General features: G+C 48.5%; 16 protein-coding genes, 1 tRNA gene and 2 pseudogenes. 8 read left to right on the top strand and 11 right to left on the bottom strand.

Annotated features, from left to right (window positions below; genetic code table 11):
- Both E5S67_RS02590 and E5S67_RS02585 read right to left on the bottom strand, forming a co-directional pair.
- Positions 1 to 436, bottom strand: a pseudogene (locus E5S67_RS02590) (hypothetical protein); the annotation flags it as partial.
- Between the two features lie 681 nt (positions 437 to 1,117).
- Positions 1,118 to 1,597 carry an NUDIX domain-containing protein gene (locus E5S67_RS02585; protein WP_172185172.1) on the bottom strand — a complete coding sequence of 160 codons (480 nt, stop codon included), beginning with the start codon at positions 1,595 to 1,597 and terminating at the stop codon, positions 1,118 to 1,120.
- 145 nt (positions 1,598 to 1,742) lie between these two features.
- Between E5S67_RS02585 and E5S67_RS02580 the strand changes: the two genes are divergently transcribed.
- The 3 genes from E5S67_RS02580 (at position 1,743) to E5S67_RS02570 (ending at position 3,166) form a co-directional block, all read left to right on the top strand.
- Complete coding sequence (locus tag E5S67_RS02580; RefSeq protein ID WP_172185170.1) at positions 1,743 to 2,444, top strand: esterase/lipase family protein; 702 nt, start codon at positions 1,743 to 1,745, stop codon at positions 2,442 to 2,444.
- Positions 2,445 to 2,672: 228 nt separating this feature from the next.
- Positions 2,673 to 2,888 (top strand): hypothetical protein, encoded by a 216-nt coding sequence (locus E5S67_RS32180; RefSeq protein WP_216670144.1) that lies wholly within the window; start codon positions 2,673 to 2,675, stop codon positions 2,886 to 2,888.
- Between the two features lie 50 nt (positions 2,889 to 2,938).
- A complete protein-coding gene (locus tag E5S67_RS02570; protein ID WP_172185168.1) occupies positions 2,939 to 3,166 on the top strand; it encodes a type II toxin-antitoxin system Phd/YefM family antitoxin in 228 nt (75 codons plus the stop codon).
- A gap of 184 nt (positions 3,167 to 3,350) precedes the next feature.
- Here E5S67_RS02570 and E5S67_RS02565 read toward each other — a convergent pair whose 3' ends face one another.
- Both E5S67_RS02565 and E5S67_RS02560 read right to left on the bottom strand, forming a co-directional pair.
- The gene (locus E5S67_RS02565) at positions 3,351 to 4,541 is read right to left on the bottom strand and encodes a multidrug effflux MFS transporter (protein WP_172185166.1); all 1,191 of its coding nucleotides are present in this window, start codon (positions 4,539 to 4,541) and stop codon (positions 3,351 to 3,353) included.
- A 192-nt stretch (positions 4,542 to 4,733) separates the two neighbouring features.
- On the bottom strand, positions 4,734 to 4,949 hold the full coding sequence (locus E5S67_RS02560; RefSeq protein ID WP_172185164.1) for a TerB family tellurite resistance protein: 216 nt from the start codon (positions 4,947 to 4,949) through the stop codon (positions 4,734 to 4,736).
- A 24-nt stretch (positions 4,950 to 4,973) separates the two neighbouring features.
- Between E5S67_RS02560 and E5S67_RS35010 the strand changes: the two are divergent.
- From E5S67_RS35010 to E5S67_RS35005, 3 genes and pseudogenes are all read left to right on the top strand, one after another.
- Positions 4,974 to 5,078 (top strand): annotated as a pseudogene (locus E5S67_RS35010) (helix-turn-helix domain-containing protein); the annotation flags it as partial.
- A 48-nt stretch (positions 5,079 to 5,126) separates the two neighbouring features.
- Entirely contained in the window at positions 5,127 to 6,047 is a 921-nt protein-coding gene (locus E5S67_RS02555; protein ID WP_479686963.1) for an NB-ARC domain-containing protein, read from the top strand.
- Between the two features lie 39 nt (positions 6,048 to 6,086).
- A complete protein-coding gene (locus tag E5S67_RS35005; protein ID WP_479686962.1) occupies positions 6,087 to 6,269 on the top strand; it encodes a hypothetical protein in 183 nt (60 codons plus the stop codon).
- A gap of 169 nt (positions 6,270 to 6,438) precedes the next feature.
- Here E5S67_RS35005 and fba read toward each other — a convergent pair whose 3' ends face one another.
- The 5 genes from fba to E5S67_RS02530 form a co-directional block, all read right to left on the bottom strand.
- Positions 6,439 to 7,518: a class II fructose-bisphosphate aldolase gene (gene fba / locus E5S67_RS02550; protein ID WP_172185162.1), complete on the bottom strand. Its 1,080-nt coding sequence runs from the start codon at positions 7,516 to 7,518 to the stop codon at positions 6,439 to 6,441.
- Positions 7,519 to 7,711: 193 nt separating this feature from the next.
- A tRNA-Lys gene (locus tag E5S67_RS02545) sits at positions 7,712 to 7,783 on the bottom strand.
- A gap of 67 nt (positions 7,784 to 7,850) precedes the next feature.
- Positions 7,851 to 8,720: an aldose epimerase family protein gene (locus E5S67_RS02540; protein WP_479686964.1), complete on the bottom strand. Its 870-nt coding sequence runs from the start codon at positions 8,718 to 8,720 to the stop codon at positions 7,851 to 7,853.
- A gap of 135 nt (positions 8,721 to 8,855) precedes the next feature.
- On the bottom strand, positions 8,856 to 10,937 hold the full coding sequence (locus tag E5S67_RS02535) for a CapA family protein (protein ID WP_172185158.1): 2,082 nt from the start codon (positions 10,935 to 10,937) through the stop codon (positions 8,856 to 8,858).
- Between the two features lie 12 nt (positions 10,938 to 10,949).
- Positions 10,950 to 11,105: a hypothetical protein gene (locus E5S67_RS02530; RefSeq protein ID WP_172185156.1), complete on the bottom strand. Its 156-nt coding sequence runs from the start codon at positions 11,103 to 11,105 to the stop codon at positions 10,950 to 10,952.
- Between the two features lie 387 nt (positions 11,106 to 11,492).
- Between E5S67_RS02530 and E5S67_RS02525 the strand changes: the two genes are divergently transcribed.
- Positions 11,493 to 11,639, top strand: a complete 147-nt coding sequence (locus E5S67_RS02525) for a hypothetical protein (RefSeq protein ID WP_172185154.1) — start codon at positions 11,493 to 11,495, stop codon at positions 11,637 to 11,639.
- A 251-nt stretch (positions 11,640 to 11,890) separates the two neighbouring features.
- A complete protein-coding gene (locus E5S67_RS02520) occupies positions 11,891 to 12,202 on the top strand; it encodes a DUF6679 family protein (protein WP_006633466.1) in 312 nt (103 codons plus the stop codon).
- A gap of 325 nt (positions 12,203 to 12,527) precedes the next feature.
- On the opposite strand, the gene E5S67_RS02515 is transcribed toward E5S67_RS02520, so the two are convergent.
- Together E5S67_RS02515 and E5S67_RS02510 are read right to left on the bottom strand one after the other, a co-directional pair.
- A complete protein-coding gene (locus E5S67_RS02515) occupies positions 12,528 to 14,150 on the bottom strand; it encodes an MBL fold metallo-hydrolase (RefSeq protein WP_172185184.1) in 1,623 nt (540 codons plus the stop codon).
- Positions 14,151 to 14,222: 72 nt separating this feature from the next.
- A complete protein-coding gene (locus E5S67_RS02510; protein ID WP_172185152.1) occupies positions 14,223 to 14,477 on the bottom strand; it encodes a hypothetical protein in 255 nt (84 codons plus the stop codon).
- Positions 14,478 to 14,843 lie beyond the last annotated feature (366 nt).

Raw genomic sequence — 14,843 nt, 5'->3', positions numbered from 1 at the left:
CCCCCCCCCCCCCCCCCCCCCCCCCGCCCCCGCGCCCCCCGCCCCCCCCCCGCCCCCGCCCGTCCCCACCGGCAGACGTGCCCCCGCGACCCCGCCCCGATGGTGGCGGCCGGATCCCGCGAGCGCCCGCCCCCGCCAAGGGCGGGGCTAACTTGGGCGAGGCGGGCAAGGGAACTGGTGCGATCAAAAACGGCTTATTGGACGGGCGCGGGGGTATGGCTTGTGGCAGGCGGCCGGCCTCTGTGGGAGTTAGTTCTACCAAGCCGACAGAACCGGGGATATTTTTTGAGGAATTTCCACCATAAAGTATGCTTGAGAGCGTCGGGGCGGTTGCTCCGAGGACTCCGTGAAGGCTCACAGAAGCTAAAGCTGCCCACCAATAAGGCTGGCGCAGCGGTTCGGAAAGGGTGTTGGCTAGAGAGGAAGAGTCAGTCATTTAAATTTTAGATTTTAGATTTTAGATTTTAGATTGGGGGATTGGGAGATGGTTAGATTTTAGATTGGGGGATTGGGAGATGGTTAGATTTTAAGATTGGGGGATTGGGGGATTGGGGGATTGAGAGATTGGGGGATTGGTAATTTATATTGTTGTGGTTGTGATTGAGTGTGAATTCGTTTTAATGAGGAGAGGTTGGGAATTCAAAGGTATAATTTTAGCACGGTCGGTATCGAAATTGCCCGATCGACTTTTATTTAGATTCCACGACCCTCAACTCAAGCACTCAAGCGTAGAAAGCGGGTTTCTTGACTGATTCAACCTGAGAACCGAGATTTTTCTTCGCTGTTGTAGCAACTGTCAATAGGGTTAGGACGTTCTTAATTGCTGAAAGCATTGTTTTTCTTCCCGAATGCCTTTTGCCGAACCCTATACTCGGTTTCTCAGCTATTGTTGAGAATGGTGAGCGGGGCGTCAGACGGGCAGGACTGGGGCGAGCAAAAAACAGACTGCGCCGCTGCTATACCGTCTTTTTCCGGGATCTGGAGCGCCACTAATTCATTAAACACGATCAATCCGTTCGATCGACCCCTGTTTCCAATTCGGTTACACAACCGGATTCATCCTTGGAAGTAATTATTCAATCCAAAATCCAAAATCCAAAATCCAAAATCGATGGATTCACCAGCGATAGCGGTAATTTTTAAAAGGAGCTCCCTCGATGGTGAGCAAGTCGATGGGATAAATGGGAGCGCCGCTTGCCATATATTGAAACATTTCCCGAACTTCCTCTCCCCGTAGAGACAACTGGTCTAATTCTTTGAGAGAATACCAGCCAGCGCACAAAGTATGCTCATCCGGCTTGCTCTTGGGGGGCGTCTTATCTTCTGGACGAGCCACAAAAATGACTCGGAGGCGCACATTACCCCTAGGCATCACTGTGTGCTCTACCCTGAGAATTCCCTCAACGATGACGGAAATGCCCGCTTCCTCAATGGTATTGCGCATAGCAGCTTCGAGCAAAGTCTCCCCTTTTTCCACTCGCCCTGCTGGGAGATACCACTGCTGCTCGTACTTGCGCTCTTGTACCAGTAGAAAACGGTCTTCTAAGTGAACGACAACTAGGGTAAAATACCATGTTTGAATCGGCTCGCGAGCCATAGAAGTAGATATTCCCTAAGCAAAAGGTTTAACGAGCGGCAGATGTTAGCAATCCAAAGAATGCTTCGGCAAGTGTCTTTGAACTTGAAAAACAGATCGTAGCACTCCGGCCGCAAAATCTAAAATCTAAAATCTAAAATTGACAATGCCATTACCAACCGTGATTTTACCAGGATATTTTGCTGCTGCTTCCGACTATCGCGAATTAGAAAAGTCTCTGGTTGATCGAGGTTTCCCAACAGTAACAGTGCCTCTGGGCAAGGGAGATTGGTTGCCGACTTTTGGCGGGCGATCGATGGTGCCAATTTTGCGACAGCTCGATCGCACGGTCAAACAAATGTTACAGCAATACGGCGTTCCCCAGATCAATCTCGTCGGTCATTCCGCCGGCGGCTGGATTTCTCGTATCTATTTGGGCGAAAAGCCTTACACCATTCACGGCGACGTGCTTGAGGATGCGGGTTTGTGGGAAGCTCACCCTTATGTGAATACTTTAATTACTTTAGGCACGCCGCACGTCTCTCAAGAGCGCTGGACTCGCAAAAATCTAGATTTTGTCAAAATTCACTATCCGGGGGCTTTTCACCCGCAGGTGCGCTACGTGTGCGCTGCTGGGAAGGCTGTTTTTGGCAAGCCCGGTTTAGGGACTTGGCTGGCTTATAAAAGTTACGAGTTGACTGTGGGGAAGGGCGAAACTTGGGGAGATGGAATTACGCCGGTAGAAGCTGCTGTTTTGGACGGGGCCGAAAATTTGGTGTTGGAGGGGGTTTGGCATTCGCCTCGTTCTCCGGGGAAGTGGTACGGTTCGCCGGAGGTTTTGCCGGCTTGGATTGAGTATTTGCGTTAGAAACGAACCGCGAAGAGGCGGAGGATCCGAAGGAAGAAGCAGAAGGTTTAAGGGGTGGATTTAGTTAGAATTTGATATTAGGAGCGAGTTGAGTGCGGCAAAACTCGCCCCCGCGATGCTATGTTTGCTTAAATTTTCCTCACCAACTGAATAGATTGAAAAAATATTTTATCTGGCATTATCGGTAACATTCAGAAGTCACGGCGAACCACACAATCAAATTCTACGTTGGCTGGGGTGGAATTGGGCGAGAATGCTACTGTGTGCTTGGACGCAGATAACAAATTTCAGCCGGATGCTTTGTTGAGAATTGATGCCGGAGATCGATCGCACATTAGGGATGATGATTATGTGCGATCACACTCGGTAGAATCATCGCAGTGTTTGGTATTTGGTGCCAGGGGCGATCGATCTTTTTTCACTCAAGCATCGCTTTCCGTCTAATCGTCGCATTATCATAGTAGAAATAGAATAAGATTGTCAACGCTCAACAAATGGCACAAATTAGCACGACTGAATTACCCCAAACTCTCCAGACTCTATTTATAGAGGTGGGACGTACCAAAACCCCTCTAACCGTCATCCATGAAGGAAAAGCATTAGTGATTATTTATCCTGCGACCACCCAAGCTCCACGCCCCACCTTTGGTGCAATGAAAGGAAGCGGTCAAATCTTAGGAGATTTAATTGCTCCTGTCATGGAACCGAAAAATAAAAAATAAAGGTAACTTGGTTAATGCAGTTTAGATGTTTGACAGCTTAGCACCAATAAACTACAATAACTAAATTGAAATTTAGTCTGATTTAACTGTAGCATATTTTGGGTTCCAGTTAAGATGCGTTTACCCTGTCTATTAGTTTGAGAAGATTCTGAGGGCTTTTCCCTCTCTAATTTTTCGGAGATGTTTATTTATGAAATTGCAGTTGAGTATATGTAGCAAGCGAAGCGATCGCAAATAATGCCATTACCTCAGACATCACATTTACGGTGTGTCCATCAAAGAAAAAGCCAATCAGGGCACTTGCCAGCGCACCGGCCAACATCCGCAGAAATCCTATTATTGCGGCAGCACTGCCAGCCATCTCTGGTACTGAGTGAAGTGCATTATGTATAGCATTGGGTGCAATTAGCCCATAACAAAATGTGTTAATTATGAGCAGAGGTAATAGTGTAAGCACCTGAGCAGCACCACTAACCGACACTACTACAAGTGCAATAGCTGAGGTAGCAGCAAGTGCTAACCCAAAGCCCAGCAATCGTGCTGGTGGCACGCCACGAGTGTTCAATTGTCCACTCAGGAACGAACCAGCCATAGTACCGATCGCAGTTGAAGCAAAGAGCAACCCATAAGTTGTTTTTGAGATACCCAGAACCTTGAGCATTACCAGTGGTGAACCCGCAACGTAGGCAAACATACATCCAAAACTGAGAGCATTGACAAGCGCATATCCAATGCAAACTCGGTTACTAAGAACACGCAGATAATTTTCGATTAGCCGATGTGGTTTGAGAGCATTTACATCCCGACTTTTAATTGATTCGTCCAGTCCGAGTGCAATAGCCAATATGAGTACCAGTCCTCCTACAGCTAATACCCCATAGATAGCTCGCCAGTTAGCGATCGCCAATACTCCCCCGCCTATTGTTGGTGCGATCATTGGTGCTATGGTCATCACCAGGTTAATATAGGAGAGTTGGGCGCGAGCAGTAACACCTTCAAAGAGATCGCTAACCATTGCCAGCATCAGTGTCATACCAGCACCCGCACCCGCACCCGCAAAAAAGCGCCAAGCCACGAGGGCATTAATTGATGGGGCGAAGGCACAAGCAGCACTGGCAAAGGCAAACATTACGCATCCTGTTAGTAAGACTGGTCTGCGTCCGTATCGCTCAGAAAATGGACCAAAGGCGAGTTGCGATGTAGCATAGCCAACCATGAACAGACTAAGTGTTAGTCCCACAGCAGCAGGGGGCGCGTCTAGTGAGGTGCCAATGGTGGGAAATGCTGGTAGTGCCATATCTATTGATAAAGGTGGCAGTGCAGCAAGTAAGCCAAGAAGCACCGTGAAGCTCAGAGAGTTAGGTTTTATCCGCATACATAGAATTCTTTAATTTGTAACTGATTTTCCCGAATTCTGGAAAGTCAAAGCGGGTAAATGGTTTCAACCAGAAGTTCCCTCGCGATGCGAGGGAACTTCCGCTTCAGGAGGCAGTAACTCTAAAAAAAACTAAGGATTAGGGTTACGGAAGATACATTTGCTATTGAAAATTGCATAAGAATCCATGTGTCAATACTGAGGCTTCCCTTTGGGAAAAAACAACTGAATTTTCTTGGCAAACAGTTTCTGTTCCTCTTCGTAGAGTTCCTCAAGCTGCTTAACTGCATCCTCAGAGATTCCTAAGATAGATGCTGCTTCACGAATCACTTCTTTTTCTCCTTCAGCGTATTCACCATCAGCAGCAGAAGCTTGTATCGCATCATAAATCAGGTTATGTGTTGACACCTTGACGATTTACAAGAAGCGTTACTGCGTGGAACTATACAACATCAGACATATAAGCAAATAGCCAAAGACTTTGACTGTTCTGAAAGTCGTGTTAGGAATGCAGGTTCGCAATTATGGCAGATACTTTCAGAAGAGTTGGGAGAAGATGTTAGTAAATCGCATGTTCGATCGGCAATGGAGAGATTGCAAGTCTCCTTATTTTCCAATGTCGTACAAGATTATATCGGAGTTGGTAGCATTAACATCTGTGGAGAAGGTAGACACCGGCCAGATATACCAAACTCAAACCCACCAAATCAGGAAACATCTAACTCAAAACAAACTAAAACTTCGCATCAAGATTTAAGCGAAATGCCGGAGTTGGGTGATTACTACGATCGCACTCCCGAACTCCAAACCCTCACCACCTGGATTCTACAACAACGCTGTCGGCTTATCACCCTCGCCGGCATCAGCGGTATCGGCAAAACCACCCTAGCAGTACAACTCGTACAACAAATTAAAGACGAGTTTGAGTACGCAGTTTGGTATACTCTAGACGAATTCCCCACCCTAGACAAATTTCAATCTAACCTAATACAGCTTTTTTCCAATCCCGAAAAACAAGATTCACCCCCAACAAACCAAAAACCCTTACCGCTGATTAAGTATTTACAAAACCATCGCTGTTTAATAATCTTAGATGACGTTCACAACCTTTTCTGTAGCGGCGAATTGGCAGGAAAATATAAACCAGAATCCGAAGAATATCGCTCTTTATTCAAACAAATAGAAAAATTATCCCATCAAAGTTGCTTTATGTTAATCGGTTGGGAACAACCCAGAGAAGTGACTCAAGTTAAAAGCCAAAATACTTCTATTCGTACCTTACAGATCAAAGGTTTAGACATCGCAGCCGCACGGGAAATTCTTAGAGATTATGGGTTAAAAGAAAGCGACAACAGTGAAGCACTCATTCATCGTTACCAAGGCAACCCCCTATGGTTAAAAAGCGTGGCGAATCTGATTCAAGACTTGGGTGGAGGCGTGACAGAGTTATTACCAAATGATACTATATTGTTGCCAGAAGATTTGAAAGATGTTTTACAGCAGTAGTTCGATCGCCTATCGGAACTGGAAAAACAAGTAATCTCCTTGTTAACGAAAGAAAGCCAGCCAATCAACCGGGCCAAATTGCTAGAAAATGAGATAATTCCGGCTTCAGATTTGCTAAATGCGCTGCAATCTCTATCGCGGCGCTGCTGGATAGAACAACAAGCAAATTTTTACACGATTTCACCTGTACTGAGGCAATATGCGATCGCCCAGGCGGTGTAATTGATATCTCTTAGTCTGCGGAGGCAGACTTAGTTTGTATAATAGGAATTTGAATCGCCGAGTGACTAAATACATAAAATCGCACAAACAAAAACCGGGCAACTCCACAGCTACCCGGCAATCCTAACTTTAGACCTCAGACAAATCTAAAATCTAAAACCCCAAATTCTTAAACAGCTACAGTCTTCTTAGCAGAAGAGCTCAATTCGCCCTTAGCATACTTAGCTGCAAAATCGTCCAAAGATACTTGCTTAATCTTTGTACCGTTACCGGCGCAACCAAAAGAGTTGTAGCGATCGCTACAAACCTTCTGCATATACTTGATCGACGGCTTCAAGAAGTGGCGGGGGTCAAACTCGTCGGGCTTGGCAAACAAAGCTTCGCGCACCGCAGCGGTAATCGCCAAACGGTTGTCAGTATCGATATTGATCTTGCGAACGCCGCACTTGATGCCTTTTTGGATTTCTTCCACAGGTACGCCGTAGGTTTCGCGGATTTTGCCGCCGTTGCTGTTGATGATTTCCAGCAATTCTTGGGGCACAGAAGAAGAACCGTGCATTACCAAGTGAGTATTCGGCAAGCGGCGGTGAATTTCTTCAATGCGGCTGATTGCCAAAATTTCGCCAGTCGGCTTGCGAGTGAACTTGTAAGCGCCGTGAGAAGTGCCGATCGCGACTGCTAGAGCATCAACGCCGGTTTGCTCAACGAAATCAACAGCTTGTTCAGGATCTGTCAGCAACTGATCGTGAGAAAGCGCACCTTCAAAGCCGTGGCCGTCTTCTGCTTCGCCCATTCCTGTTTCCAGAGAACCCAAGCAACCGAGTTCGCCTTCAACGCTAACGCCGATCGAATGAGCAACATTCACCACATCGCGAGTAACTTGAACATTGTACTCGTAGCTGGCGGGAGTCTTAGCATCCGCTTCCAGAGAACCGTCCATCATCACGCTGGTGAAACCTTGGCGCATGGCAGAATAGCAAGTGCCGGGGGCATTGCCGTGGTCTTGGTGCATGGAAATGGGAATGTGAGGATAGGTTTCAACTGCTGCCAAAATCAAGTGGCGCAGGAAATTTTCGCCAGCGTAGGAGCGAGCGCCGCGAGAAGCTTGCAGAATCACAGGGCTGTTGGTTTCGTCAGCAGCGCGCATGATCGCTTGGATTTGCTCCATGTTGTTGACGTTGTAAGCCGGTAGGCCGTAACCATTTTCAGCCGCGTGGTCGAGCAGCAATCGCATAGGTACAAGCGCCATAGATATTCCTCCTAATTATTTGTGATTTTTGGGCAGTGAATTTTGGACAAGCTCAATTCTTACGATAATATTAAGACAATTTGCCACCGATCGCGCACTATCTTTCCAGATTTACTTAAAAGTTCAAAAAACAAAATTTTGAGTTCCGAGCATTCCACTCAAAACTCAAAATTTTTAACTCACCAATTTTTTATGGGTCGCCCGGGATTTGAACCCGAGACCAATCGGTTAAAAGCCGAATGCTCTACCGCTGAGCTAGCGACCCGAGAAAACATTGTTACCGCACACAATTTCTAATAGTAGCACCCCTCATTTCAAATAGCAAGTGTTTTTTAAATAAAATTTGCAGTCATGCGAACCAGCATCTCGCAAGTCGCTCCCGGCTGCAAATAAATCAAGTGTTCGCCAGTATTGAGGGCATTTCGAGGAGCAGTCCAAGGTTCCAAACAGTAAAAATCCTTGCCCTTCACCATCCAGAAAACCAACTTCCCATAGCTGGAGTTGTAACTGAGGGTGAGCCGCAAGCCCTGGGCAGCGTCAGTGACAGTAGCAGCAAGACCAGTGAGTTCGTCAAAGGAAACATCAATTTCATCCAGCATCGGGTCAAAAACGCCGGTGAAGTAACCTTTTTGGTGCGTGTTCTGATCTCTGTACTGCATCCCCGGAATCTCAAACCGGAGCTTAGATTTGTCCGTCGCCAAAAAGTAGGGGTGCAAACCACTAGAAAACGGCATGGGTTCGGCAGACAGATTGGTGTATCGCTGAAAAATTTCCAAAGAATTGCCTTTAATCTGATAAGTGAAGGCGAGTTGGAAATCAAAGGGATAAACAGCCAGCGTCTTGTCGCTGCTGTCGAGAATCAGGGTAAGAGCGGCGCAACCCTCCGTAACTTGTTCGCCTATTCTCCAAGGCAAGTCTCGCGCAAAGCCGTGCTGTTTGAGCTTATGCTGCACTCCCTTGTAGGTGTAAGTATTGTCGGGGAGATTGCTGCAGATCGGAAACAGAATGGGAATCCCGCCGCGTACAGTCAGATCGGGATTGGCGAACCGTTCCGCGTCCAAGTATAAGATTTCTTTGCCTTCAACCAGCCAGCTAGTGGCAATACCGCCCCGTTCCGGCACAACTTCTAGAGTAGAGTTAGCGGTTTCGTCGGAGAGGATATAGGTTTTGTACTGCTTTTGCTTGAGCGCGATCGCAAACACATTTGTCATCGGTAGTAGGTCATCGATCATTGGTTGTCAGTAAATCAGTCGTTAATAATTGGTCGCCGGTATGTTGATGTTCACCCATTACCGCTCCTATCCTCCCCCCTGCCTCCTCGCTCCGACCCCCAGCGACTAACCAATGCTTCCAGCTATAGAAGGCAGGGCGATCCGCTGCTTGGAGCGGTTACTGCTTGTACTTGGAACGATCGCGGAGGTCGGCTGCTCTTTGAGTGCGACTTCAAAAGATACAGCCCGAGTGGGGGGAAGATAGCTTTGGGGACTCGGCACTGCTCCTTGACTGGGAGATGGAGGCGCAATAAACGGTTCTTTGATGAATGGCTCTTTGGTAAACGGCTCTGCTTCCCGGCTGGGATTTTCAGGTTGAGTCGGGTAGATGCGCGGCGGCAAATTTTGATTCGCAGGCGGGTTGGACTCAATTGCAGGCCCCGTCCCGTTCGGGAACAATGAAGAGTTGTCCGGCTGTTTGGGCGCAGCCGGCAAAGCCGGCAAAATCAAAGTTGGTTTGGGTTGTCCGGGGTCTTGCAGAGTGCTTTCACCGGAGGTTCCCCCGGAACCCCGCCCGGGCTGGTAAGTACCGCTCTTTGCTGCTCCGGGCAACGGAGAAGTTGGAGTTTTTGGTGCTGCTCCTGGCTGGACTAGGGCATCAAGAACTACAGAAGATCGCATCGGTCGATCGAAAATACTAGAAATTTGCTCAACGTGTTTGAGGATGCGATCTGCTGCGGCTCCCTCCACCACCTTCGGCTGAAACTTTTTCACCTCCACAGGCAGAAACTCTACCTTCATACTCCTGTCTTTGAGCGATACTTTCAGGACTGCGGTATCATAATCCCTGCGAGCATTCCCGCCGAATATAAAATTACCCAGCGAGTAAACAATCGGGCGGCCCTTGTAAATTTCTGCACCTTGCAGGACTTGGGGGTGGTGTCCCACTACCAAATCAGCTCCTTGGTCGATCGTGAACCGAGCCAAATCAATCTGCCAGTCCCCCGGATAATCTGCCAATTCGACTCCCCAGTGGTAATTAACAATTATCCAGTCTACCTGACCCCTGAGAGCTCGAATATCCTCTGCTACGCGATTGTTGCGGCGGGGGTTAGTGCCCGCTTTGCCTTGGTCGGCGGCGTGAAGGTCGGCATCGTAATAACTGAGGTAGGCGAGCCGCTGACCCTTAACCTCAATAATATCTGGACGCCTTGCTTCCTTAATATCTCTACCGGCTCCCAGGTGTTGAAGCCGACTATTATCTAAAGTATTTATAGTCTCCACCAGCCCCGGTTCCTCGTAATCCATAGCGTGGCTATTTGCCAGATTGACAATATCCACTCCTCCTGCTGTTAATACTTTCACCGATTCTGGATCGGCTTTAAAATTTAATTGTTTTTTGCCCGATCCCAATGTAGAGCGAGTCAGAGAGTTTTCTAGGTTAACCATTGCCACATCTGCTTGCCGGTACTCGTCCATATTGGCGAAAGCCCAATGGTAATCCTTGCCTGCAGCAGATGCTCCGAGCGCATCCGATAGATTCACATTTCCTCCGAACATCAGCGTTACGGTTGGGTCGTAAGGATTAGCAACTTGCTTTTGCTGTACTACTGGTACCACTTCTAAGGCCGCTTGCACCGTATCCGCACGTTTTGGAGGCGGCCCCGATATTACCCCAGCTTGCTGATACCCGGATACTGGGGATACTAACCGCAGGGTAAGAGCCTCGTGGTAGCTCACCCAACACCCTAAAATAAATGAGGCAAGTGCCGAGCCCACTAGCAGCAGAGAACGATACGTTTTAAATTTAACCCAATCGACGGCCTGTAGGGAACGGTAACGCCGCCGCTGGCGGTTTGCCGGAGTGACAATTCGCACTGACTGTTTCCAGAGAATTTCTGGTTCCCCAGCCAAGCGCGCGTGAATTCGCACTCCTTGTACTGCTGGCGAGTTGAGCCTCCAGAGTTGGTGGCAAATAAATTTGACTAAGCCTTCCCGGAGAGTGCTCCCCAGTAATCTAGTATCTGGCGCAAATTCGCGCTGAAATTCTACGAGGATTTGGACGCAGCCGGCCTGAGCCTGTTCGACGCGGGCATAAATCCCTTCGGGTCGCAGCAAGCTGTCAATCCAGTAATTGAGGGCTTGAAAGTTGCCCGATCGCGCTAGATCCAAGATAGACGGCTGCGACCAATTTTCTGCGTACACCATCAATTAGCCTCCTTAATACCCACGAGCGATGACTCCTATTTGTTTTGAACGGAACCGCAATTCTTTTAGCTTAACCGCCACAGGTTCCGCTGCCCGTTTTGAAGCTAGTTGTTGGCCGCCACCATTTTCTACATTCAGGGCCTGCCTGCTGTCAATGATTTTTATCACACTCCGGTCTGTAGATTTTAGATTTTAGATTTTAGATTTTAGATTTTAGGTTTTAGGTTTTAGATTGAGGAAAGACGCGGTACTGTGGGCGATCGAACAAAAGTCGAAACAAGAGGTTTCTGGGGGACTTGAGGTACAAGAGAGGGAGATTTCTGAGGCAGAGTCTGTTTTTATTGTCGCTGTTTGAGTGTCGCTTTGGAGCTTTCGCTTTGACATTTGAGATTTGAGATTGAGCCAAGAGGCGTTAGCGGGCGATCGAACAAACGTCGAAACAAGAGGTTTCTGGGGGAATTGAGGCACAAGAGAGGGAGATTTCTGAGGCAGAGTCTGTTTTTATTGTCGCTGTTTGAGTGTCGCTTTGGAGCTTTGGAGCTTTGAGATTTGAGATTGAGTCAAGAAACGTTAGTGGGCGCGATCGAACAAACGTCGAAACAAGAGGTTTCTGGGGGAATTGAGACCCTGAGAGGGAGATTTCTGAGGCAGAGTCTGTTTTTATTGTCGCTGTTAATCGCGATCGCGGGAGTCAAGTTCTAATGCTCCGATCTGTGCTGGCAAATGCCTCCCGCGAGGGATGCCACTGGCTGCACAACCTGTAATTGGATAAATGGCGTACTAGATAGATTTGGTGGTAAAATCAAGTTTGGTAACTCCCATCGGTACAAAAGTTTCGGAAAACGTGAAAATGGCCAGTCCATACGGCTGTGCCTTCCGATGTAAAACCCAAAGTACGTTACGGTAAACAGGCCATATTTTAAGCAAGTTAAACTGCGCAGGAGAACTGACAAATGCTACAGCGCAAAATCTATCAACTCTGTTGTGATGGTCGTGAGGTTTCTATTTTTCTTCGAGATCAGCAACGTTGGATAGAGCGCGCTCGTATCCTAGATATTGAAGGGGATCTAGTCACGCTGCGCTACGAAACCGACGAAGAAGACGAAATCAGCTCCTGGGAAGAAATGGTGCGTCTCGAAAGTATTGGAGCTGTGTCCCAGAAGTTGGCTTCGGTGTCCAGAACTAACTGCGAGCCCCTAGTTTCTGACGATTGTCCCGAAGCCGAACAAATTCGCAATCACTACCCGGACTCGAATTTGGAATAGTTTTGAGCTCGCGCTTGAGGCACAAGGAAAACTTGAGAGAAAAGAAAACGACTTTTCTCCCTTTTTCCTGGAGGAATTACGCAAAAAACCCGGTTTAGACCAAAAATATTCTCGGTTGTGACCAAATAAGGTATTTTGCCTTTAAATTTAAGCTTTATGGCGGGCTCTCCTGCCCACCCCACAAGAGCTTAAGTACACAGTAGTTGAAAAATTATTCAATGCGCGATACCTTACCCCTGGTTAAACGGGGTTTTTTGTCTGTGTACGTCTAGGACTGTTTTTTTGTTTTCTTTGCCTGCTGGCTGGTTTCGAGGTGCCCGACAGCTTATTCGCCGTCTGTTTCCCCATCTAGGAAAAGTTCGGACTCCGGTATCGCTTTAAACACCGGACAGAAACCGTCGGGGGTAACTTTAAAGCCAAACAAAGCAGATAATTGGTTCCAACAGCGCTGGCCCCGGTAGTGCTGGCAATTGCCGCAGCATTCGAGGTTTGCCTGAACGGCGCTGCCTTGAAAAAGCAGTTCCCGCTGGGAGATGCCCCGCAGTACCAGTTCTTCGCCTTGCCACCGCGCTTCTACCAAACCGGTATCGGCAAAATTGGCCCACCGAGGGTCGGCTGTAATCGGACTCGGCAAGCTAATTGCTACTTCTGTCCCCAATTCGCTGAGTTCTCCCTCATAGTTAGTTTCCGGGATAGCGGGCTGCAAAAACATTTCCCCGATCGGCAGTTCTACAAGTGTTCCGACCGCCGGAGTGTGCAACTGGTAGCGGTTTCGCAGCTCGTCCAAGTTAGCCAAGTCAGCCAAATATGCAGGGGAACCGTGGAGTAAAATTACGTGCTGGGGACGCAAATTGTGGATGAGCTGGGTAGTCCCTGGGCCGTCGCAGTGTTCGGCTAGCAGATAAGTTTCGACGCTTCTGACTCCAGATTCGGGCCAGTTGCTGACGGGATATCCGGGTTTTTGAGGTGCGAGCAAAATCCAAGGATTTGTGCGATCGGCAACATACAAAGCCAAATCAGCAATTTGGTCAGTAATCACAATACACGGCGTGGAACCCAATCCGAGGCGCTGTTCGGCAGACAGCCGGCGGACGCGGGGTTTCACCCTTTCGTCCCAAAACAAAGGTTGGTGCAGAGCAAAATTTTGGACGGCGGTGGGAAATTGGGGCAACAGTTCCAGATAAGCGTCGCACCCGTCGGCGACAGTGCCGTCCACCCAAATATCCAAGTCGCGGCCAGTAAAGTAGTGGTGACTGCGGAGCAGCATCAGCAGTTCTTGGCCCAAACCGAGTGCCGGCGCGGGCAGCAGTACCGAGTAACCGTCGGCGATGGCGCGGTGGATGCGATCGGCTAACTGATTTTCCAGTTGTCGGCGGTGAGGGTGGCGCGCCGTGCCGTAACTGCCTTCCAAAATTAAAACATCGGGTTTCATGCCCCTGAGTTCTCCCAGTGGCAAACCTTCCACCAAACGAGAATTGGACAGGAAAAAGTCGCCGGTATAAACCAGGGTGTAGGTGCGGTGGGGGGCGGCATAAGTCAGGATCACAGTCGCCGCTCCGGGCAAATGGCCCGACGGGAACAACTGCACGCTAAGTCCCGGGCGCAGTTCGATCGGCGACTGCCAGGGCAGTGCCTGACAGAACCGAGACTCTGGCTGCTGAGACCGGGATGGCCAGTTGAGCGGTAGCAGCCGCGTTGTCACTTCGCTGGCGTAAATTGGCAAGTGGGGGAAAGATTGATGGAGTGCTAGCAAACCTCTGGCGTGGTCAGAGTGGGCGTGGGTGCACACCACAAAATCGGCTGGCAGCGATCGATTTAGTGTCGCTGACAGGGGTGCAATATCCTCTATACCGCAGTCGAGTAAAATGCGGTGCGGCCCCATTCGGACTAGCAGACAGACCCCTTCCTGTGCGTGGCCTGCGCCGTAAGGTAAACAATCGAGATCCATCACTGCGGTTAGCTCCCTGCTTTGCACGCAACTTGCAGTATCGCCACATTTAAACATCGGTTGCGACTGCATTCATTCGATCGAGTTCACTCCCGGACACAGAAACCGGGTTTGATGGACGGAAACACTTTGTTGCCGCCCTCGCTCCGGGTAAAAAACCCGGTTTCTGTAAAGTTGTGGTGCGTAAGCCCTGGAGTTAAATGTTTGCTCGAAGGCTCCGGCTCCCGTGCAAGGAAAGTAATTGCACTTAAGATTTGATGCAGCGCCAGGAAAGCGATTTTCCGAAGGCATTGGCCTGACGGGCATTCGGCCTTCGACAAAGTTCATGCTACTGGTTCTGGCATCAAAAGTTACATTTTATTGAACCATGTAAGATCAGCGAACTCGATCTCATATTCTGAGTTTTAAACCTTTTTCCACAATTTGCGCCTGCTAAAAGCTGGTCTTTTTTATGAGAAGATTTTAATTCAGATGCCCAAACATCTTGATAAAACTTTACAAATCTTCATTTTTTGGTTTTTGAGGGCGGTGTATAGTCCAATCTGAAAAACTTGGAGAACAAGAATCGTGCTAGCTAACTGCTGTTGTCAGAGCAGAGAGAGGCTTTATGAGTTCGATTGGTTTCTTTGTAAAAGTTTGATACATTCTTCTAAGCAAACCTTGTGGCTATCCTGGAGAGAGTTGAAATGGATT

It is taken from the genome of Microcoleus asticus IPMA8 (genome assembly GCF_013179805.1).
Classification (GTDB): Bacteria; Cyanobacteriota; Cyanobacteriia; order Cyanobacteriales; family Microcoleaceae; genus Microcoleus; species Microcoleus asticus.
Note: the sequence above shows the minus strand (reverse complement) of the source record. Positions and strands in the feature narration are given on the sequence as shown.